This window comes from Staphylococcus nepalensis, assembly GCF_014635045.1.
Taxonomy (GTDB): domain Bacteria; phylum Bacillota; class Bacilli; order Staphylococcales; family Staphylococcaceae; genus Staphylococcus; species Staphylococcus nepalensis.
Map to the genome: position 1 here is coordinate 1 of NZ_BMCF01000002.1, position 17,986 is coordinate 17,986.

Sequence of the window (17,986 nt, forward strand, 5' to 3'; positions counted from 1 at the left end):
CAACTTGTCTGGTGACTATAGCAAGGAGGTCACACCTGTTCCCATGCCGAACACAGAAGTTAAGCTCCTTAGCGCCGATGGTAGTCGGACTTACGTTCCGCAAGAGTAGGACGTTGCCAGGCAATTATTTAATGGAGGATTAGCTCAGCTGGGAGAGCATCTGCCTTACAAGCAGGGGGTCGGCGGTTCGAACCCGTCATCCTCCACCATTTCAAATAAGCCGGCCTAGCTCAACTGGTAGAGCAACTGACTTGTAATCAGTAGGTTGGGGGTTCAAGTCCTCTGGCCGGCACCATCTTTAGAGCCATTAGCTCAGTTGGTAGAGCATCTGACTTTTAATCAGAGGGTCAGTGGTTCGAGACCACTATGGCTCACCATTCAAGAATAACGCGGGTGTGGCGGAATTGGCAGACGCACTAGACTTAGGATCTAGCGCCTTACGGCGTGGGGGTTCGACTCCCTTCACCCGCATATGCAGAAGTAGTTCAGCGGTAGAATACGACCTTGCCAAGGTCGGGGTCGCGGGTTCGAATCCCGTCTTCTGCTCCATTATATTGCCGGGGTGGCGGAACTGGCAGACGCACAGGACTTAAAATCCTGCGATGAGAGATCATCGTACCGGTTCGATTCCGGTCCTCGGCACCATGTTTTAATTAAGCGCCCGTAGCTCAACTGGATAGAGTGCTTGACTACGGATCAAGAGGTTATGGGTTCGACTCCTATCGGGCGCGTAATTTGGAATACTTCATCCTATGAAAACGGGAAGTAGCTCAGCTTGGTAGAGCACTTGGTTTGGGACCAAGGGGTCGTAGGTTCGAATCCTGTCTTCCCGATACTTACTAAATTTAACATGGGGGCTTAGCTCAGATGGGAGAGCGCCTGCTTTGCACGCAGGAGGTCAGCGGTTCGATCCCGCTAGTCTCCACCATATATTAATACAAACTAAATTACAACGGCGGTGTAGCTCAGCTGGCTAGAGCGTACGGTTCATACCCGTGAGGTCGTGGGTTCGATTCCCTCCACCGCCACTATTATTAGTTGTAAATTATACTTAGGACCTTTAGCTCAGTTGGTCAGAGCTAACGGCTCATAACCGTTCGGTCGCAGGTTCGAATCCTGCAAGGTCCATATAATTTTGGAGGAATACCCAAGTCCGGCTGAAGGGATCGGTCTTGAAAACCGACAGGGGCTTAACGGCCCGCGGGGGTTCGAATCCCTCTTCCTCCGCCATTTTTATAACAATTTAATAAGTTTAATTTACGCATATTTTTGGAGGAATACCCAAGTCCGGCTGAAGGGATCGGTCTTGAAAACCGACAGGAGCTTAACGGCTCGCGGGGGTTCGAATCCCTCTTCCTCCGCTATTAATATCATTACCGCGGGATGGAGCAGTTCGGTAGCTCGTCGGGCTCATAACCCGAAGGTCGGTGGTTCGAATCCGCCTCCCGCAATTTACATTTAAAATGGTCTCGTAGTGTAGCGGTTAACACGCCTGCCTGTCACGCAGGAGATCGCGGGTTCGATTCCCGTCGAGACCGCCATTAATATTTATTATGGTTCAGTAGCTCAGTTGGTAGAGCAATGGATTGAAGCTCCATGTGTCGGCAGTTCGATTCTGTCCTGAACCATTTTATACAAGCCGGCCTAGCTCAACTGGTAGAGCAACTGACTTGTAATCAGTAGGTTGGGGGTTCAAGTCCTCTGGCCGGCACCATCTTTATGGAGGGGTAGCGAAGTGGCTAAACGCGGCGGACTGTAAATCCGCTCCTTCGGGTTCGGCAGTTCGAATCTGCCCCCCTCCACCATGTAATTTAATAGGGGTATAGTTCAACGGTAGAATAAAGGTCTCCAAAACCTTCGATGTGGGTTCGATTCCTACTACCCCTGCCATGGCGGTTGTGGCGAAGTGGTTAACGCATCGGATTGTGGTTCCGACACGCGTGGGTTCGATTCCCATCAACCGCCCTTATTATTAATGGGCTATAGCCAAGCGGTAAGGCAACGGACTTTGACTCCGTCATTCGTTGGTTCGAATCCAGCTAGCCCAGTTTCTATTGGCGGCATAGCCAAGTGGTAAGGCAGAGGTCTGCAAAACCTTTATCACCGGTTCAAATCCGGTTGCCGCCTCCATGAATATGCGGGAGTAGTTCAACTCTTAGAACACATTCCTTCCCGGAATGAGATATAGGTGCAAGTCCTATCTTCCGCTCCATTTAATTTAATATTCTTGCGGGAGTAGTTCAACTCTTAGAATACATTCCTTCCCGGAATGAGATATAGGTGCAAGTCCTATCTTCCGCTCCATTTAATTTAATTTTTTGCGGGAGTAGTTCAACTCTTAGAATACATTCCTTCCCGGAATGAGATATAGGTGCAAGTCCTATCTTCCGCTCCATTTTCACTTCCGTGTTTGGAAGTTTTTTGTCTATAATATTGAGCCAGCGTGGCGGAATTGGCAGACGCGCGGGACTCAAAATCCCGTTCCTTTTTTGGAGTGTCGGTTCGATCCCGACCGCTGGTATACTGATATTTAAATAAATATTTTGAACCCTAGTTATACTAGGGTTCTTTTTTACTTCAAATTGTTTAAATTTAACATGAACTGGTTTCTCTTAATAATTATGCTTTTGGTGAAGGTTAAAGTTTTTAACGTGGTTTTTATACTTCGTAATACTCATTTATTCCAACATTTTATTATACTTATAGCTAATTAAATATTTATATTGAAAGCTTATTAAACTATAATTTATTATTTTTTGTTATTTAACTACTCACCGTAAGTATATTATAAAAACGAGGTATTTCTTCGTATTATATATAGCTTCAAGATTGTGATGATGTAACATTTGCTATTGTTAGCTATATATTTTATAAAGTGGCATCCCGGTATTTCTTTTAGCTAATTTGATTCATGTTTAAGTTATTTTAATTTCTGATGTGGGTGTTAGTGGATATTATTTGTAGTTTATATTGTAGTTTTGTCTGAAATATAATATTATTAGTCTAATGTTATATATGGAGGATACATAAATGGTACAATCAAAGACAATTAAGCCTACAGGAAAAGCTTTTATTGGTAATATTTTGCAAGCTGTTGGTGCTGGGGTAGTCATAGCGTTAATACCTAATGCACTTTTAGGTGAATTATTAAAGTTTTTTAAGGAAGAAAATCAACTATTAGAAATGATATATCAATTGGTTGTTTTAATACAATCATTTATGGCATTTATTATAGGTGTTTTAGCAGCGCATCAATTTAAATTTAATGGCGCTGGTGCGACTATGATTGGTGTTTCTGCAATGTTGGGCAGTGGAGCAGTGAAAATGACAACGGAGGGGTTCACACTCAACGGGATAGGAGATATTATAAATACTATTTTAGTTGTTATTATTGCCTGCTCATTGTATTTATTGTTACAAAATAAATTGGGTTCTCTTGAAATGATTTTACTTCCTGTTATTATACCAGTTATAAGTGGCGTTATAGGGTTATTTACGTTAGACTATGTTTCCAATGTTACTAAGGGGATTGGTCATATTGTCAGTGCTTTTACAGAATTTAATCCATTAATAATGTCAATTTTAATATGTGTTACATATGCTTTATTGATGGTTACACCAATATCTGTCGTTGCCATAGCAACAGCAATAAGCTTATCAGGTTTAGGTAGCGGAGCAGCAAATATGGGTATCGTAGCAGCATGTGTGACATTCTTATTTGGTTCAATTAGAGTGAATGGCGCAGGTGTGAACTTAGTATTAATTATTGGAGCAGCTAAAATGATGATTCCTGTATATTTCAAACATCTAATTATTGCAATACCATTAGCCATTAATGGTGTCATCGGAGGATTCATTGCTTATTTTATTGGAATTAAAGGTACGCCAATGTCTGCTGGTTTTGGTTATACTGGTTTAGTTGGACCAATCAATGCTTTTAACCGTATGGATGGAGATCCAACGATGAATATTATATTATTAGTGTTTGGTTATTTTATAATTCCATTTGTTGCTGCATTTTTTGTACATGAAATATGCAAAAAAATGATTCGTAAATATACAGATGAAATATATAAGTTTGAAATACCTAAACAATAAGTTAAGAGTGAAAATCATAAAGCGTGAAAGTTAATATATGAGTGTTTTGATTAGTATTTATAAATAGTAGTGTGAGTCATCGAATTGATATATTCGGTGACTCACATTTTTAATATGCAATATTTATGCATATATTAGAGGTTAATCATTTGGATTATAACTTTATATGGAAGGAATGAAATAATGTATTGAATATTTTTACGTGATTATGTATAATAATTAATGTTAGGGAAAGGAGATCACTAGATGAAACAACTACTGAAAGTGCTTATTATATTTTCTTTACTTATAAGTACATTAATTATTTACATAAATCCTGAAATAAATGCTGAAGCAAACGACCAATGGGAAAAGATTAAAGAACGCGGTGAATTACGTGTCGGGTTATCAGCTGATTATGCACCGTATGAATTTGAGCATAATGTAAACGGCAAAACAAAATACGCTGGTATTGATATTGATATTGCCAAAAAAATTGCGAAAGATAATAACTTAAAATTGAAAATTGTAAATATGCAATTTGATAGTTTGTTAGGTGCTATTAAGACAGGAAAAATTGACATTATTATATCAGGTATGACACCTACACCAGAGCGGTTAAAAGAAGTTGATTTTTCTAATGCTTATATGACGGTAGATCAAAAAATGATTATTAAAAAATCAGAAGCTGATCGTTTTAAAACGATAAGTGATTTTGCTAATAAAAAAATTGGTGTCCAAAAACAAACACAACAAGAAAAAATAGCACAAAACGAAATTGAAAATGCACAAATTCAATCATTAACTAGAGTTCCTGAAGTTATCATGTCATTAAAAAGCGGTAAAGTAAATGGAATGGTTATTGAAGGACCTGTAGCAGAAGCTTATTTAAAACAAAATAAAGATTTAACATTTGCAGATGATGTTAAATTTGAAGAAGGGAGAAAAAATACAGCAATTGCGCTACCCAAAAATTCTCCAGTCTTAATGGATAAATTAAATAGTTCTATCAAAGATGTAAAAGATAAAAATTTATTAGACGATTATAAAGATTCAGCTGCTGAAGCTATGCAAAAAAATGAAGGTAACTTCTTTACGAAATATGGTAATTTTTTCTTGAAAGGTATTAAAAATACAATCCTAATTTCGATAGTAGGTGTAGTTCTAGGTGCTGTATTTGGAGCGTTTATCGCATTATTGAAATTAAGTAAAATTAAAATATTAAGATGGATTTCATCGGCGTACATTGAATTTTTAAGAGGTACACCATTATTAGTACAAGTCTTCCTAGTTTATTTTGGTACTACAGCAGTACTCGGGTTAGATATATCTGCTTTAATATGTGGTATGATAGCGCTCGTTATAAACTGTTCAGCTTATATTGCTGAAATAATAAGAGCAGGGATCAATGCAGTTGATAAAGGGCAAACTGAAGCAGCTAGAAGCTTAGGACTAACTTATGGTCAAACGATGAAATCAGTTATTTTACCACAAGCTGTGAAAAATATATTACCAGCTTTAGGTAATGAATTTGTGACTGTAATTAAAGAATCTTCAATTGTATCTGTAATAGGCGTTAGTGAAATTATGTTTAATGCACAAGTTGTGCAAGGTGCTTCATTTGATCCATTCACTCCACTTATTGTAGCTGCAGTATTATACTTTATACTTACATTTACTTTATCAAGAGTGATGAATTTCTTCGAAGGGAGATTGAAAGTTAGTGATTAATATTAAAAATTTATATAAAGCATTTGGGAAGAATGAAGTATTAAAAGGCATAGATTTGAAAGTGGAAAAGGGAGAAGTTGTTGCAATTATTGGCCCGTCTGGAAGTGGTAAAAGTACACTTTTGCGTTGTATGAATTTATTAGAAACACCTTCAAGTGGTGAAGTAATATTTAAAGATAATCATTTAACAAATGAAAAAACAAAATTAGAAACCTTAAGACAACAAATGGGAATGGTTTTTCAGAACTTTAATTTGTTTCCTCATAAAAAAGTAATTGATAACATTATGCTAGCACCTAGTTTATTGAAAAAAGGTAGTCAAAGTAAATTAAGAAAAGAAGCGAATATTTTATTAAAAAAAGTAGGCTTAGAAGATAAAGCTGATGCTTATCCGTCACAACTATCTGGAGGACAAAAGCAAAGAGTGGCAATTGCAAGGGCGCTTGCGATGAATCCAGAAGTTTTACTATTTGATGAACCTACGTCAGCACTTGACCCAGAAGTGGTCGGTGATGTATTAAAAGTAATGAAAGATTTAGCAAAAGAAGGCATGACTATGGCGGTAGTAACACATGAAATGAATTTTGCTAAAGATGTAAGTGATAAAGTCGTTTTCATGGCTGATGGTGTAATCGTAGAAGCTGGTAAGCCACAAGATATTTTTGAACAACCCAAGCACGATAGAACCAAAAATTTCTTAGCACGTGTCTTGTAAATATATTGTATTTAAGCAAGTTGATTATGAACGTAGTACACTACAATTCATTTAAATCAGCTTGTTTTTTTAATAAAAATTTGAAATTTGTTTCAGTGAATTCTCTTAATAACACTGAATGTGTTAAACTATAGAATGTATGTTTTTAAGGTGGGGTGTATTAAATGAATATAGATCAATTGAAACAAGATGTCATAGACTATGCCCATTCAATTGGAATTGATAGTATAGGCTTTACAACTGCTGATCCATTTGATGAATTAAAGCAAAAATTAGTGGATTATCATGCAAAGGGTTACGCATCAGGCTTTGAAGAATCAGATATTGGTTTACGAACTGAACCCAAATTATCGTTACCAACGGCAAGATCAATTATTGCTATTGCTGTTGGTTATCCTAATAAATTGAAAGGTGCACCTAGGAGTGTACGTGGAGATAGAAGAGGCATGTTTGCGAGGGCTTCATGGGGTCAAGATTATCATACAATCATGAGAAAACGTTTGGACCAATTGGCTGAATATTTAGAAGCTAGAGTACCTAATGTAGAAATAAAATCTATGGTTGATACAGGAGTATTGTCTGACCGCGCTGTTGCTGAACGCGCAGGATTAGGTTACGTAGGGAGAAACGGTTTTGTTATAAATCCAGATCTTGGTACATGGACATATTTAGGTGAAATGTTAGTAAGTGTTCCTTTCCCGCCAGATGACCCACTTATCGATAGTTGTGGTGATTGTACTATATGTGTGGACCGTTGTCCTACTGGAGCACTTGTTGGTGATGGACAGTTAAATAGTCAAAAGTGTATTAGTTTTTTAACTCAAACAAAAGGTTACTTAGCCGATGAATACCGATATAAAATTGGTAATCGTCTTTATGGGTGCGATACCTGTCAACAAGTTTGTCCAAGAAACCGTGGAATTAATACCCAACATGATGATATTGTTTTAGAACCTGAGGTTTTAAAACCAAGATTAGTGCCATTATTACAAATGAGTAATAAAGAATTTAAAAATACTTATGGCCATTTGGCTGGTGCTTGGAGAGGTAAAAAACCAATTCAAAGAAATGCAATATTGGCGTTAGCGCACTTTAAAGAAGAAACAGCTATACCTGAATTACAGGAAGTGGCTTTGAATGATCCTAGGCCGATGATTAGAGGAACAGCTTATTGGGCTATTGGACAAATTCAAGGAGAAGTTGCAAGACCTTTTATAGATGCACACTATGATAATGAATTAGAAGAAGTCCAACACGAGATGTTAAAAGGGCTAGATATGAGGAGAGAATAAAAGAATGACGAACCACATCGTATTATTTCAACCACAAATCCCTGGCAATACAGGAAGTATTGCCAGAACATGCGCTGGCACATATACACATTTACATCTAATAAAACCATTAGGATTTAGTACAGATGATAAAATGTTGAAGAGAGCAGGCCTAGATTATTGGAATTCTGTAAATATCAATTATTATGAAAATATAGAAGAATTTTTTGCAACAACAAATGGTAATTATTATCTATTGACGAAGTTTGGTAAAAAAACATATTCTGATTTTGACTTTACTGATGAAGCACAAGATCACTATTTTATCTTCGGTAGAGAAACAACGGGGTTACCAGATTGGGTGAAAGATAAATATCAAGACACAGCGCTAAGAATCCCGATGAACGATAATATTAGGTCATTAAATCTCTCTAATACAGCTTCTTTGCTTATATACGAAGCTTTGAGACAACAAAATTTTCCTAGCTTATATTAAATTACATATTAATCAATGAAAATCTAGCTAAACATTTGTATAATAATGGTAAGACTTATAGTCAAGCTTTGAAATTTTGGTTGGTTTTTTAAAAGTTATATAGTTTATGAGAATTGCTTCAGGGGTATTATTATAAATAATGCTAGAACGCGTGTTAAAAGAAAAAGAGGAGTGTAATTACTATGGCAATGAACTTTAAAGTTTTAGAAAATGAAAGAATCGTAGCAGAATATGCTGCTGATATTTTAAGAAAACAATTTAACAATAATCCAACAACTATTGCTGGTGTGCACCTTTCTAATGATAATGCACCAGTATTAGATGAACTAAAGAAAAATATAGATAATAATGCTGTAGATTTTAGTCAAATTAATATATTAGACTATGACAGTAATAAGTCATATTTTGAAGCATTAGGTGTACCAGAAGGCCAAATTTACGGTATTTCTTATGGCGAAGACACAGAATCATTTATAAGTGACAAGATTAAAACTAAAGAAAATAAAGGTAAATTGATTACGCAAATACTTTCTATTGATACAAATAGTCGACTTAATGTAAGTATTAATCATGGTCTGTTTTCTGCAAGAGAAGTTATATTGGTCATTACTGGTAGTGAGAAAAAAGATATTGTTCATAAATTATACGAAGAAAATGGTAAGACTTCATTTGAACCCGCTGATTTAAAAGCGCATCGCATGGTTAATGTTATTTTGGATGAAGCAGCTGCAGAAGGTCTGCCAGAAGATGTTCGTCACTATTTCACTGCACGTTTTGCATAAAATAAAAATGTGAGGTGTGTATAATGAGAAATGATAGTACTAAAAACCAATTAAATCATGATACTGAAGTAGAAAATGAAATGGTTGATGGTTTTGAAGATGTTGTAGAGTTAGGTAAAGAAATGGAACAAATTTCTGAAGAAAACGACGAAGATAAGCTAGATAAAGCACATGATGTAAGCGTGCGTTCAGATTTAGATGATTAATGATTAATCTGAAAATTGGGTTATTGAAGCGAGCATACAAAATCAAAGTTTAGTTTTTGATTTTTATCTCGTTTCTTTTTTATTATATACTCGTTTGAGTTCTATTTAAGCATAATTAAAAGAAAACTGTTAAAAACAATGCCACGTGAAAAATGATTATGTTATTATTAAGTCATTATTTGATTTAAGGAGCAATTATACATATGTTAAGTAACTATTGGAAATATCTTATGATTAGTGCAATCATTGTAAATTTAATTTCTATTAAAGGTTTTCCGATGGCTATAGGAGCCATTTATCTACCTATATTATTTAAGATTATTCAATTACAGATAAATTTATCGCGTGGTCTTGTGGATAAAGTGAATGCCTCAACTTTTGTAAAAAGCAACCAGACAGGAATCATTATTAGTGTATTATGTTGTGTTGTTGTAACGGTGTTACTATTCAAACCTTTAGGTGACTTTTATAATAGTTTAACTGGCTTTTTAGGTTTTCTTATAACTATAAGTCCAGTCACAATGGTTATTGGAACAATTCTGTTGATCCTGACTGCTATAGGTATTATACAAGCAGCAAAAATTAAATTTAAAAATATAAATATTACAAAAGAATAATAATATAATACGTGAAATGCGACCAGAAATTATTTTTGAATTTCTGGTTTTTTATATCGATTAAAATGATAATTCATTCTTTTTTAATTTTTAAATCAATAACTACACGCTTATTTTACAGTAATGAAAACGCTATATTAAAGAGATTGCCCAGTTAAATTGATTAATGCTATACTAAAGTCAAATACACATTGAAGGGGAGAATTTTAAATGTCAGTTAGAATTGAACATGATACATTTGGTGAAATTGAAGTACCTGCAGATAAATACTGGGGCGCCCAAACAGAAAGAAGTAAACGAAACTTCCCAGTTGGCAAAGAACGTATGCCAATTGAAGTTGTTTATGGTTTTGCGCAATTAAAAAGAGGTGCAGCTTTAGCCAATCACGAATTAGGAAAGCTAAGTGACGCAAAAAAAGATGCCATTACATATGCATGTGACCGTATTTTAAATAAAGAATTAGATGAGCATTTTCCATTAGTTGTTTGGCAAACAGGAAGCGGCACTCAAAGTAATATGAATGTTAATGAAGTTGTTAGCTATGTAGCTAACGAATATCTAAAAGAACAAGGAAGCGATGAATCAATCCATCCTAATGATGATGTGAATAAATCACAAAGTTCAAATGATACATTCCCGACTGCTATGCATGTTGCTTTATATAATGAAATTGAGAAGAAACTTGAACCTGCTTTAAAAATATTACGTAATACATTCAAAGAAAAAGAAGAAAAATTTAATGACGTTATTAAAATAGGCCGTACGCATTTACAAGATGCTACACCGATACGTTTAGGACAAGAAATAAGCGGTTGGCGCTATATGTTAGATAAATGTGAAACATTGTTGAATGAATCCAAAGCACATATTTTAAATTTAGCTATTGGTGGCACTGCGGTAGGTACAGGCATCAACGCTCATCCAGATTTTGGCGATAAAGTTGCTAAATTCATTTCAAAAAATACAGGATATCCATTTGTATCGTCTGAAAATAAATTTCACGCATTAACTGCTCATGATGAAGTAGTTCAATTACATGGTTCTCTTAAAGCGCTTGCAACTGACTTAATGAAAATTGCCAACGATGTTAGATGGTTAGCGTCAGGCCCACGTGCAGGACTTGCAGAAATTTCAATACCTGAAAATGAACCAGGCTCTTCTATCATGCCAGGTAAAGTAAACCCGACACAATGTGAAATGCTAACTATGGTAGCTGTACAAGTCATGGGCAATGACACTGCAGTAGGCATAGGTAGTTCGCAAGGGAACTTTGAGTTGAATGTGTATAAACCTGTCATCTTGCATAACACATTACAGTCTATTTATTTATTAGCTGATGGTATGCAAACATTTAATGATAATTGCGCAATAGGTATTGAACCAATTGAAGCCAATATCGATAACTATTTAAATCAATCATTAATGCTAGTAACAGCGTTAAACCCTCATATTGGATATGAAAAAGCTGCAAGTATTGCAAAAAAGGCACATCGTGAGGGCTTAACCTTAAAAGAATCTGCAATTCAATCAGGTTATCTAACAGAAGCACAATTTGATGAGTGGATTAAACCTGAAGATATGGTTGAACCTAAATAATATCGAGTAATAAAAGAGTGAATAAAAAATCAACTTTTAAAGGTCGCTGTTTTTAGAAGGGGCTGGAAGACTAGGAAAATGAATCTAGTTAAGTGCATGACATGGGCTAAAGTTTATATACACATATTACTAAATTGATCAATTGAAAAATAATACTTTTATAGCTTGTTATTATTTTATTTTATGTCTAATCATTTATTGTGAATATTATGTACGAGGCTGAAACGTATTTACGTTTCAGCCTCGCTTTAAATACTATTTAAATGTCGTCATCTAAGCTGACGGAAATCATTTTTTGTGTTAATGGATGAATAAATTCAATTTTATAACTGTTTAACTGAAGTTGTCTTAAAGTTGAATCACCATATAGTGGGTCACCGATAACAGGGTGGCCCATTTCTGCTAAATGGACACGAATTTGATGTGTTCTTCCAGTGTCTAATTTTAAATCTACTTCACAGACATTTTCTTTTATCATCTTCGACGATAAAATATGCGTAATAGCTGTTTGACCTGTAGAAGAGACCCGACGTTTATTTGAATGAAATTTATCTTTGCCTATAGGCATGTCGATGGTTTGAGACTTAATAGGTAATAAACTATGTACGTGTGCTTTATAAATTCGATCAATTTGATTTTCTTCTAGCATACGGTCTAGTATCTTTTTCATCAATGGGTTTTTTGCAACAATTAACAAGCCAACTGTCTCTTGGTCTAAGCGATGTATTGGTTCAACATAATCGCTTTTTATTGTATATATGACATGATTCATTAATGTATTGCTTTCTTTTAAATCGTTAGGATGTGTTTTGACACCCTTAGGCTTCATAACAATTGCTAAATCATTATCCTCATAATAAATTTGTGCGAATCGATAACTTGGTAAATAATTGCTTTTTTCATCAGGCGTAGGGATATAAATATCGTCACCTGTTTTTACTTGTGACGTGAGTTTGGCTTCTAAGCCATTAATTGTGATGTCTTTTGACATATTTAAATTGTGTAAGTCTTTTTTAGGTAATTGTAATTGCTGGAATATTTCTTTTAATGTTAATTGATTATATTTTTCTGGGATTTGAAATTTCATAATATCCTCCTCTATGATCAATTATTATCATACCATAAACATTACACTAAACATATGAGTCGTTGAGATTGATTTAATCATTTTTATTGTTAATTATCTAAAATGAAACACAATTGTTTACCTATTTTTAAATTTCTTAACAAGATTGTATAATGTATGTAAACAGGGTTGTTAAAGTTAAAGAATGGACTGGTTAAATGGAAAAACCGACTAGATTAGCATTATTGAAAGAAATTGCTGAGTTTTTAAATGAAGAAACAGAAACATATAGTATGTTACAAGGTGCTTTAAAATCATTAATTGATGGCAGTGAATTTACGACAGGATGGATTTTCTTCATTGATGAAGTAGGTCAACATGAGCTTGTATCATATATCAATTTGCCTGGTGCGTTAGAAAAAAATAATTGTCAGTATATGCGTGAAGGTACTTGTTGGTGCGTACAGGCTTATCAGAATAAAAAGTTAACAAAGGCTTCAAATATTATTAATTGCTCCCGTATTAATTTAGCAAATCGCGCTTATCATGAAGAAACAGATGGAGTTACACATCATGCTACAGTGCCATTGAGATCAGGTGAAGAACAATTTGGTTTACTCAATGTAGCAACACCACATACCAAAAGATATAGTGAAGAAAATTTGGAATTACTAGAGTCTGTTGCGTTACAAATTGGTTCTGCTATAAAAAGAATCCTTTTAACGAATCAAGAAAAGGAAGCTGCACGCATAAGCGAACGTAATAGGTTAGCTAGAGACTTACATGATTCAGTTAATCAGATGCTTTTTTCTGTGAAATTGACAGCCCATGCTGCTCTAGGAATGACGCAAGAAGAAGTGTCGCGTAAAGCTTTTCAAGTTATTGAAGATACGAGTCAACAAGCTGTCAACGAAATGCGAGCGTTAATTTGGCAATTAAAACCTGTTGGGTTAGAACAAGGTTTAGTTAATGCACTAAAACAATATAGTGAATTGTTACAATTAGAGCTATTGGTTAAAGTAGAGGGTTTAATTAAATTGCCTAATTTAATTGAAGAAAATGTTTACAGGATTGTCCAAGAAGCAATCAATAACACTAAAAAACATGGTGACACTACTCAAGTTAAATTAAACTTAATTCAAAAATTAGATTATCTGTACGTTACCATTGTTGATTTTGGGAAAGGTTTTGACGCTACTCATCCAAATTCATATCATTCTCATGGCATAAATAATATGAAGCAACGCTCAAAGCAGATAAATGGTAAATTAATGATTGAATCCCAACCCAGCAAAGGTACGCAAATTTATATAACAATACCATTATAAAGTTTCGAAAGGAAGGTCAAGATGCATCGAATCATTTTAGTAGACGATCACCATATAGTAAGACAAGGCTTAGAATTTCTACTATCTACAGTAGAAGATATAGAAGTTGTGAAAGGCTTCTCAGATGGTAAGTCTTTTTTAAGATATATTGAAGCGCATGATTTGCCTGATATTGTCTTGTTAGATTTAGTCATGCCAGTTATGAATGGTATTGAAATTACAGAAATAATGAAAGAAAAATATCCTGATGTGAAAATACTAGTATTAACGAGCTATGTAGATGACGAACACGTCATTTCTGCTATTGATAAGGGCGCTGATGGTTATGAAATGAAAGATGTTGAGCCAGAACAATTGATCAAAACAATTAAAAGCGTATTAGCAGGCGAAAAAATTATTCATCCCCAAGCACAAAGTGTCATTGAATCTATGAGCGATAAACCACATTACACCAATAAGCTATCAAAACGAGAGTCTGAAGTCCTTACTGAAATGGCAAAGGGAAAAACAAATAAAGAAATTGCTGAAACATTATTTGTGTCTGAAAAAACAGTTAAAACACATGTTAGTCATATTTTTGCTAAATTACAAGTGAGTGATCGGACGCAAGCTGCGATTTATGCAATGCAAAACAACCTTATATGAACTCATTGAGTAAGGAAGCCAGAACGCTATGCTTTTAAATGTTGTTATCCACTAGATAGAGGGGTTAGGCTTGAAAACGAATGATATAATCCTATTGTTATATCTTATTAAATCGCAATAGGATTATATTTAGGGCTAATACATAAGTTGGGCGTAAATTTCTAAAGTAGTAGTCTAATCAAAACACAAGGCGCTCTAATCTTTTTCAACATTCCTATTTACTTTTGTTTTAAAATGTATAATTTTACTATATAATATAGCTAATAAACAATAAGGGGATGTTGTTATGAAAACCAAAAACTTGTCGTTAAAAATCGTAATAGCGCTTATTTTAGGCATAACCATTGGCTCAATTTTTAATATGTTTGCGCAATCAGGATTTGTTGTCAATGTTGATAAGTATGTCTTTAATGTCATTGGTCAAATATTTTTAAATTTAATATTCATGCTAGTCGTACCTGTTGTATTTGTTTCGATCGTATTAGGTGTAGTCGGTGTAGGGGACCCAAAATTACTTGGTGGTATAGGGTTAAAGACAATTACTTTCTTTTTAACTACGACAGCTATCGCTATTATTATTGGTATTGTTTTAGCTTCAGTTTTACAACCCGGTGAAGGGAAATCAGATCTATTAAATAGTGATGATGTATCAAGTTATCAAAAAACATTAGATAAAGAAGATAATGCTCAAAGCTCTGCAGCTAATCAAACATTTGATCAAACATTGATTAACCTTTTTCCTAAAAATCCATTACAAGCCATGAGTGAAGAAAATATGTTGCAAATTATAACATTTGCAATATTTATAGGGATTGGTTTAATTATGGTCGGTTCCAAAGCTCAAGCGGTGCACCGGCTATTTGAACAAACTAATGAAGTTTTAATGTATATTGTGACTATGATTATGAGTGTATTTGCGCCAATCGGTACATTTGGGCTTGTTGCACATGCATTTACGGGAGCTGGGTTTGGTGCGATTCAACAACTTGGCATGTATTTCTTTATTGTGCTCCTGGCACTATTTATACATTTCTTCGTTGTATATGGATCAGCAGTTAAGTTTATCGCCAAAACTAGTCCACTGAGATTCTTTAAAGGGTTTTTACCAGCTATTACATTAGGTTTTAGTGCATCTAGCTCTACCGCCACTTTACCAGTATCACTAAAATGTACTAAAAACATGGGTGTTCGACCAGAAGTAGCTTCTTTTGTTCAACCGTTAGGAGCAACAATCAATATGGACGGTACGGCCATTATGCAAGGTGTAGCAACCATATTCATTGCACAAATTTCAGGTGTAGATTTGTCGTTGATGCAAATTATAACAGTTGTTGTTATTGCAGTGGTTGCGTCCATTGGTACTGCAGGTGTGCCAGGCGTTGGATTGATTATGTTAGCTATGGTATTAAATGCAGTGGGCTTAAATCCAGCAGCAATTGGTATTATCTTAGGTATTGATAGATTATTAGATATGACAAGAACTTCAGTCAATATTACGGGTGATGCAGCTTGCGCCCTTATCATTTCAAAATCAGAAGATAAGAAATTAGCTGCAAAACGTGACAATTAATATAGGACCTTTAATAGGGATAGAAAGAGCAATTACGTTTTATGTTATTTAAATTTAATATGTCAACAACCAATGATTCAATTTGTATTTTTACTATAATTATTTTGTTTGTGAATATCACATCATGTATATATAATTTTAAAGAGATTAATCGTAATGTCTGAAATACCCCTCTTATCGATTCCAATTAGTCGATGAGAGGGGTATTTATGGTTATTATAGTTATTCGATAGTAGTGTCGTTATAATTAATAGTAAGATGTCATTTGGCATGCGAACTAATTGGCTACCATCTATACATACGAATAATTGAAAATATAGAAAATCATAAATGATAATATGGAAATTTAAAAATTTTCATAAGAATTCTTTTACAAGAAAGATGTCATAAACAGATTTTTAGTTAATGAGAAGTAAGTACGTTATACAATTCTGCAAACTTTTTACCATCTTTTCTTGGGACTTGATCAAATATCCACGGCTCGCCATCTGACTCCACAATCGTTAGCCTAAACGGTGTTAAAGATAAACCAAATTTAACATTTTGGATTTCTTCAAAGGAAAACAAGCTTTTGATTTCATGATTTTCTAGAATACCGTTAGCTTTAAAAGTGATCTTATCATTATATAATGTCAAAATTCCTGGAATTATTTGAGCTTGAATAAATTTCATTGACGCATATGTAGAAATCAGTTTTGTTGAAGATGGATTGTTCAAAATGATGCCTCCTCAAATCCTTTTTAAACAATATATCATTATACATAACAAGAGACAATTCTATTTAGATTTGTATGTTTTAGACGTTATAAAAAGAGCAGAGAACGAAATCAAAGTAATTAAGATGATTTTGTTCTCTACTGTTCAAATAGTATGTTTTTATATCATTATCATTTTGAGTAACTTTATATAGGTGTGTTAGTTTTGCAGTTAAATTTATATGTTTAGCATTATCCATGTGTTTGATATCTAATAAAACTAAATCAGTATACGCTAATAAATACGTCAAGATGTTTATTAAAAGCCACTGTATCATTTGCTGTACCAGCTGATGTATCGATACATGTATGAATATCTTGTTCTTTTAATAACTAGAATAGGGTGGTTAAGAATTTTTATTTGCAATAATGGTTCGCCACCACTAACTGTAACGCCGCCTCCATATGCATCAAAGTATGGTTTGAATGGCGTTATTTCATTAACCATTTCATCTACGGTGACTTCTCTAGTGAAATTTTTTTATGTCCAAGTATCTGGATTATGACTGTATAAACATCTAAGTAAACACCCTTGCGTGAATAAAATATATCGCAGTCCCAGGCCATCAACCGTGCCTAGACTTTCAATTGAACGTAAATGTGCTTTAACCATACGAATGCAACCCTTTGGTGGCATTCGTATAGTTTCTCAGTTTGGACACCGACAATAGTCTCTAAACCTTTATTTAGATAGCCGGCATCATGAACGATAATTGTTGATGGTACTTTTGTATCTATACCCCACATTCCACCGCGTTCACGCACTTCTCTTGATAATTGCATGACTTGATCCCAGAGTTTCATTGTTGCTTCAGTAGGACCTTCTAAAAATTGGTCACCACCTGTATATAATGTCTAATTTAGTTAGATATATTCTGTAACATTCACTTGGCACTTGCAGCGACCTTGTTTATAATTATCTCATGCAGTTGATTTTGTGTAGTTTTTTTTAACATGCGACTATCTCCATATTATATGTTAAATACTTCACAATAATTATATCATTTAGTTTGTTGAAAAAATTACAATATTTTTGAATAATTTTAATCTGAAATTGAAAGCTTTAGGAATCTGTATTGAAAAATAACGCACATATGGTGTAATTTAACCCTGTTATATAACAGAGGCAAA

The 17,986-nt window shown here is 34.4% G+C and carries 14 protein-coding genes, 26 tRNA genes, 1 rRNA gene and 2 pseudogenes; 39 read left to right on the forward strand and 4 right to left on the reverse strand.

What is annotated here, in order from left to right:
- Window positions 1–7: 7 nt before the first annotated feature.
- The 36 genes from rrf (at window position 8) to fumC (ending at window position 11,491) form a co-directional block, all read left to right on the forward strand.
- Window positions 8–122, forward strand: a 5S ribosomal RNA gene (gene rrf / locus IEU88_RS02955).
- 11 nt (window positions 123–133) lie between these two features.
- A tRNA-Val gene (locus tag IEU88_RS02960) sits at window positions 134–209 on the forward strand.
- 10 nt (window positions 210–219) lie between these two features.
- Window positions 220–295, forward strand: a tRNA-Thr gene (locus tag IEU88_RS02965).
- A 6-nt stretch (window positions 296–301) separates the two neighbouring features.
- Window positions 302–377 (forward strand) — tRNA-Lys (locus IEU88_RS02970).
- A 12-nt stretch (window positions 378–389) separates the two neighbouring features.
- Window positions 390–471: transfer RNA gene (locus tag IEU88_RS02975), tRNA-Leu, on the forward strand.
- Between the two features lie 3 nt (window positions 472–474).
- Window positions 475–549 (forward strand) — tRNA-Gly (locus IEU88_RS02980).
- A 7-nt stretch (window positions 550–556) separates the two neighbouring features.
- Window positions 557–645 (forward strand) — tRNA-Leu (locus tag IEU88_RS02985).
- Window positions 646–657: 12 nt separating this feature from the next.
- A tRNA-Arg gene (locus tag IEU88_RS02990) sits at window positions 658–731 on the forward strand.
- Window positions 732–759: 28 nt separating this feature from the next.
- Window positions 760–833: transfer RNA gene (locus IEU88_RS02995), tRNA-Pro, on the forward strand.
- Between the two features lie 19 nt (window positions 834–852).
- Window positions 853–928, forward strand: a tRNA-Ala gene (locus tag IEU88_RS03000).
- 26 nt (window positions 929–954) lie between these two features.
- Window positions 955–1,028: transfer RNA gene (locus IEU88_RS03005), tRNA-Met, on the forward strand.
- Window positions 1,029–1,054: 26 nt separating this feature from the next.
- Window positions 1,055–1,128, forward strand: a tRNA-Ile gene (locus IEU88_RS03010).
- Window positions 1,129–1,137: 9 nt separating this feature from the next.
- Window positions 1,138–1,230, forward strand: a tRNA-Ser gene (locus IEU88_RS03015).
- A 41-nt stretch (window positions 1,231–1,271) separates the two neighbouring features.
- Window positions 1,272–1,361: transfer RNA gene (locus tag IEU88_RS03020), tRNA-Ser, on the forward strand.
- Between the two features lie 16 nt (window positions 1,362–1,377).
- Window positions 1,378–1,451: transfer RNA gene (locus IEU88_RS03025), tRNA-Met, on the forward strand.
- Between the two features lie 14 nt (window positions 1,452–1,465).
- A tRNA-Asp gene (locus IEU88_RS03030) sits at window positions 1,466–1,541 on the forward strand.
- A gap of 14 nt (window positions 1,542–1,555) precedes the next feature.
- Window positions 1,556–1,628, forward strand: a tRNA-Phe gene (locus IEU88_RS03035).
- A 10-nt stretch (window positions 1,629–1,638) separates the two neighbouring features.
- A tRNA-Thr gene (locus tag IEU88_RS03040) sits at window positions 1,639–1,714 on the forward strand.
- Between the two features lie 7 nt (window positions 1,715–1,721).
- Window positions 1,722–1,805: transfer RNA gene (locus IEU88_RS03045), tRNA-Tyr, on the forward strand.
- An 11-nt stretch (window positions 1,806–1,816) separates the two neighbouring features.
- Window positions 1,817–1,890 (forward strand) — tRNA-Trp (locus IEU88_RS03050).
- A 2-nt stretch (window positions 1,891–1,892) separates the two neighbouring features.
- Window positions 1,893–1,965 (forward strand) — tRNA-His (locus IEU88_RS03055).
- Window positions 1,966–1,976: 11 nt separating this feature from the next.
- Window positions 1,977–2,048 (forward strand) — tRNA-Gln (locus IEU88_RS03060).
- Window positions 2,049–2,056: 8 nt separating this feature from the next.
- Window positions 2,057–2,130 (forward strand) — tRNA-Cys (locus IEU88_RS03065).
- A gap of 7 nt (window positions 2,131–2,137) precedes the next feature.
- A tRNA-Gly gene (locus tag IEU88_RS03070) sits at window positions 2,138–2,212 on the forward strand.
- A gap of 17 nt (window positions 2,213–2,229) precedes the next feature.
- Window positions 2,230–2,304: transfer RNA gene (locus tag IEU88_RS03075), tRNA-Gly, on the forward strand.
- A gap of 16 nt (window positions 2,305–2,320) precedes the next feature.
- Window positions 2,321–2,395: transfer RNA gene (locus IEU88_RS03080), tRNA-Gly, on the forward strand.
- 42 nt (window positions 2,396–2,437) lie between these two features.
- Window positions 2,438–2,521: transfer RNA gene (locus IEU88_RS03085), tRNA-Leu, on the forward strand.
- A 509-nt stretch (window positions 2,522–3,030) separates the two neighbouring features.
- A complete protein-coding gene (locus IEU88_RS03090) occupies window positions 3,031–4,098 on the forward strand; it encodes a PTS sugar transporter subunit IIC (protein WP_103373214.1) in 1,068 nt (355 codons plus the stop codon).
- Between the two features lie 246 nt (window positions 4,099–4,344).
- Window positions 4,345–5,808, forward strand: coding sequence for an ABC transporter substrate-binding protein/permease (locus tag IEU88_RS03095; protein ID WP_103373213.1), 1,464 nt, complete (start codon window positions 4,345–4,347; stop codon window positions 5,806–5,808).
- Window positions 5,801–6,523: an amino acid ABC transporter ATP-binding protein gene (locus IEU88_RS03100; RefSeq protein ID WP_096808984.1), complete on the forward strand. Its 723-nt coding sequence runs from the start codon at window positions 5,801–5,803 to the stop codon at window positions 6,521–6,523. Before IEU88_RS03095 ends, IEU88_RS03100 begins: the two co-directional genes overlap by 8 nt.
- A 164-nt stretch (window positions 6,524–6,687) precedes the next feature.
- A complete protein-coding gene (queG, locus tag IEU88_RS03105) occupies window positions 6,688–7,815 on the forward strand; it encodes a tRNA epoxyqueuosine(34) reductase QueG (RefSeq protein ID WP_096808986.1) in 1,128 nt (375 codons plus the stop codon).
- 4 nt (window positions 7,816–7,819) lie between these two features.
- The gene (trmL, locus tag IEU88_RS03110; RefSeq protein ID WP_103373212.1) at window positions 7,820–8,290 is read left to right on the forward strand and encodes a tRNA (uridine(34)/cytosine(34)/5-carboxymethylaminomethyluridine(34)-2'-O)-methyltransferase TrmL; all 471 of its coding nucleotides are present in this window, start codon (window positions 7,820–7,822) and stop codon (window positions 8,288–8,290) included.
- A 182-nt stretch (window positions 8,291–8,472) separates the two neighbouring features.
- Window positions 8,473–9,072: a sugar phosphate isomerase family gene (locus IEU88_RS03115; protein WP_103373211.1), complete on the forward strand. Its 600-nt coding sequence runs from the start codon at window positions 8,473–8,475 to the stop codon at window positions 9,070–9,072.
- 23 nt (window positions 9,073–9,095) lie between these two features.
- Window positions 9,096–9,278, forward strand: a complete 183-nt coding sequence (locus tag IEU88_RS03120) for an SAS053 family DNA gyrase inhibitor (RefSeq protein ID WP_103373210.1) — start codon at window positions 9,096–9,098, stop codon at window positions 9,276–9,278.
- Between the two features lie 203 nt (window positions 9,279–9,481).
- Complete coding sequence (locus IEU88_RS03125; protein ID WP_096808994.1) at window positions 9,482–9,895, forward strand: hypothetical protein; 414 nt, start codon at window positions 9,482–9,484, stop codon at window positions 9,893–9,895.
- Window positions 9,896–10,105: 210 nt separating this feature from the next.
- Window positions 10,106–11,491, forward strand: a complete 1,386-nt coding sequence (fumC, locus tag IEU88_RS03130; protein WP_096808996.1) for a class II fumarate hydratase — start codon at window positions 10,106–10,108, stop codon at window positions 11,489–11,491.
- Between the two features lie 259 nt (window positions 11,492–11,750).
- Here fumC and IEU88_RS03135 read toward each other — a convergent pair whose 3' ends face one another.
- Window positions 11,751–12,578, reverse strand: coding sequence for an RluA family pseudouridine synthase (locus tag IEU88_RS03135; protein WP_103373122.1), 828 nt, complete (start codon window positions 12,576–12,578; stop codon window positions 11,751–11,753).
- A gap of 197 nt (window positions 12,579–12,775) precedes the next feature.
- Here IEU88_RS03135 and IEU88_RS03140 point away from each other — a divergent pair, with 197 nt between their 5' ends.
- From IEU88_RS03140 to IEU88_RS03150, 3 genes are all read left to right on the forward strand, one after another.
- On the forward strand, window positions 12,776–13,885 hold the full coding sequence (locus tag IEU88_RS03140) for a GAF domain-containing sensor histidine kinase (RefSeq protein WP_103373121.1): 1,110 nt from the start codon (window positions 12,776–12,778) through the stop codon (window positions 13,883–13,885).
- A 21-nt stretch (window positions 13,886–13,906) separates the two neighbouring features.
- Window positions 13,907–14,530, forward strand: a complete 624-nt coding sequence (locus IEU88_RS03145) for a response regulator (protein ID WP_103373120.1) — start codon at window positions 13,907–13,909, stop codon at window positions 14,528–14,530.
- A gap of 286 nt (window positions 14,531–14,816) precedes the next feature.
- The gene (locus IEU88_RS03150) at window positions 14,817–16,100 is read left to right on the forward strand and encodes a dicarboxylate/amino acid:cation symporter (RefSeq protein ID WP_103373119.1); all 1,284 of its coding nucleotides are present in this window, start codon (window positions 14,817–14,819) and stop codon (window positions 16,098–16,100) included.
- A 402-nt stretch (window positions 16,101–16,502) separates the two neighbouring features.
- Here the strand turns inward: IEU88_RS03150 and IEU88_RS03155 are convergent, their stop codons facing one another.
- From IEU88_RS03155 to IEU88_RS03165, 3 genes and pseudogenes are all read right to left on the reverse strand, one after another.
- Complete coding sequence (locus IEU88_RS03155) at window positions 16,503–16,817, reverse strand: hypothetical protein (protein WP_229719001.1); 315 nt, start codon at window positions 16,815–16,817, stop codon at window positions 16,503–16,505.
- A 202-nt stretch (window positions 16,818–17,019) separates the two neighbouring features.
- Window positions 17,020–17,468, reverse strand: a pseudogene (locus tag IEU88_RS03160) (4Fe-4S cluster-binding domain-containing protein); the annotation flags it as partial.
- Window positions 17,469–17,491: 23 nt separating this feature from the next.
- A pseudogene (locus tag IEU88_RS03165) lies at window positions 17,492–17,710 on the reverse strand (hypothetical protein); the annotation flags it as partial.
- Window positions 17,711–17,986 lie beyond the last annotated feature (276 nt).

Bases quoted from the DNA above. Each gene is read 5' to 3' on its own strand.
- IEU88_RS03140 (WP_103373121.1), top strand. From the start codon at position 12,776: ATGGAAAAACCGACTAGATTAGCATTATTGAAAGAAATTGCTGAGTTT.
- fumC (WP_096808996.1), top strand. From the start codon at position 10,106: ATGTCAGTTAGAATTGAACATGATACATTTGGTGAAATTGAAGTACCT.
- IEU88_RS03125 (WP_096808994.1), top strand. From the start codon at position 9,482: ATGTTAAGTAACTATTGGAAATATCTTATGATTAGTGCAATCATTGTA.
- IEU88_RS03115 (WP_103373211.1), top strand. From the start codon at position 8,473: ATGGCAATGAACTTTAAAGTTTTAGAAAATGAAAGAATCGTAGCAGAA.
- queG (WP_096808986.1), top strand. From the start codon at position 6,688: ATGAATATAGATCAATTGAAACAAGATGTCATAGACTATGCCCATTCA.
- IEU88_RS03145 (WP_103373120.1), top strand. From the start codon at position 13,907: ATGCATCGAATCATTTTAGTAGACGATCACCATATAGTAAGACAAGGC.
- trmL (WP_103373212.1), top strand. From the start codon at position 7,820: ATGACGAACCACATCGTATTATTTCAACCACAAATCCCTGGCAATACA.
- IEU88_RS03095 (WP_103373213.1), top strand. From the start codon at position 4,345: ATGAAACAACTACTGAAAGTGCTTATTATATTTTCTTTACTTATAAGT.
- IEU88_RS03120 (WP_103373210.1), top strand. From the start codon at position 9,096: ATGAGAAATGATAGTACTAAAAACCAATTAAATCATGATACTGAAGTA.
- IEU88_RS03150 (WP_103373119.1), top strand. From the start codon at position 14,817: ATGAAAACCAAAAACTTGTCGTTAAAAATCGTAATAGCGCTTATTTTA.
- IEU88_RS03090 (WP_103373214.1), top strand. From the start codon at position 3,031: ATGGTACAATCAAAGACAATTAAGCCTACAGGAAAAGCTTTTATTGGT.
- IEU88_RS03135 (WP_103373122.1), bottom strand. From the start codon at position 12,578: ATGAAATTTCAAATCCCAGAAAAATATAATCAATTAACATTAAAAGAA.